This is a genomic window from Streptomyces sp. NPDC001156 (assembly GCF_053598275.1).
Genome location: NZ_JBSFJX010000508.1, coordinates 1 through 1,661, shown reverse-complemented (window position 1 = coordinate 1,661; position 1,661 = coordinate 1). Strand labels below are relative to the sequence as shown.

The window sequence follows — 1,661 nt, the reverse complement described above, 5'->3', positions numbered from 1 at the left end:
AACCTCGATCCACCGCGTGACGGCGGGTCTGTGGATGGCGGAACGAGGAGAGGTGCCTGCTGACCTGCGATGATGGGAGTTCTCACGCTTCCACCACGCATGATCGGCACGGCACCTCTCAAGTGAAATCCTCGCATACCCCGGCGGCGCTGTTCGCCGCGTTCGACGACGGCAATCTGATCGCCCATGCCGGGCTGGCCCCGGCGGTCCGGCTGGCGGAGCGGTGCGGCCTGCCCGCCTTGGTGGCGGAGAAGGTCAGGCTGGCCGGCGCGAAGAACGGCGCCGGCACGGCGCCGGATGCCAAGGTCCTGTCGATCGTGGCCGGCATGGTGGCCGGGGCGGACTCGATCGACGATCTGGACGTGCTGCGGCACGGCGGCCTGCCGAGACTGTTCGGCGGGGTACGGGCGCCGTCCACGCTCGGCACCTTCCTGCGCGCGTTCACCTGGGGGCATGTACGGCAACTGGAGTCCGCGACCCGGGCCTTCGTGTGCCGGCTGGCCGCGCACACCGGGTTCGTGCCCCTCGGGGACGAGGTGGTGTTCGTGGACATCGACTCCAAGGTCAAGCAGGTCTACGGGCCGGCCAAGCAGGGCGCCTCGTTCGGCTATACGAAGGTCCGCGGCCTGCACTTCCAGATCGTCACGGTCAAGACCGCCCACTGCGCCCCAGTGATCGTGGCCACCCGGCTGCGCAAGGGCTCGGCGAACTCCGGCAAGGGGGCCGCGTCGCTGCTGCGCGAGGCCCTCGCGACGGTGCGGGCGATGGGTATCACCGCGCAGATCGTCGTCCGGGCCGACTCGGCGTACTTCTCCCACAAGGTCGCGGCCGTCTGCCGGGCGGCCGGGGCGCGGTTCTCCCTGGCGGTCGCGGTGAAGAAGTCCATCCGCGTCGCGATCGAGGCGATCGCCGAGGACGCCTGGAGGCCGATCAAGTACACCAACGCGATCTGGGACCCGGCAGAGGAGCGCTGGGTCTCCGACGCCGAGATCGCCGAGATCGAGTTCACCGCGTTCACTTCCAAGAAGAAGGCGTTCCACACCACCGCCCGGCTCATCGTCCGCCGCGTGAAGCGGCTCAACCCCAAGACGGTGCCCGAGGGGCAGAGCGAGCTGTTCGCCGTCTGGCGCCATCACGTCATCTTCACCGACAGCCGCTTCGAACTCGCCCAGGCCGAACCGATGCACCGTGAACACGCCTGTGTGGAGCAGGTCTTCGCCGATCTGGAGGACTCAGCGCTCGGCCACCTGCCGTCGGGGCAGTTCACCGCGAATGCCGCCTGGCTCACCCTGGCCGCCGCGGCCTACAACCTCTCCCGCGCCGCCGGCCATCTCGCCTCCGCCTTCCACGCGCGGGCGCGGACCGGCACCATCCGTCGCCATCTGATCAACGTCCCCGCCCGGATCGCCCGCCCGGGACGGCGGGTGGTACTTCACCTGCCCGAACGCTGGCGCTGGGCCGACGACTTCGCCGACCTGTGGACCGCCACCGGACAGCGCATGCTCACTTGACCAACGAGCCCCGCCCCACCCGCCCACGACCCGAAAGACCTCGGAGACCCCGCACCGGACGGCCAGCCGGGGCCCCGTGCTGCCCGCATCCCGAAATTCACCCTGAACCCGCCAGACACCGAGGATCAGAGTTCACGCGGTGGATCCAGG

General features: G+C 69.9%; 1 protein-coding gene. It reads left to right on the top strand.

Translation table 11 applies throughout. The annotated features are described in order from the left end of the window. Positions 1-122: 122 nt before the first annotated feature. The gene (locus tag ACWDA7_RS52675; RefSeq protein ID WP_450615308.1) at positions 123-1,511 is read left to right on the top strand and encodes an IS1380 family transposase; all 1,389 of its coding nucleotides are present in this window, start codon (positions 123-125) and stop codon (positions 1,509-1,511) included. Positions 1,512-1,661 lie beyond the last annotated feature (150 nt).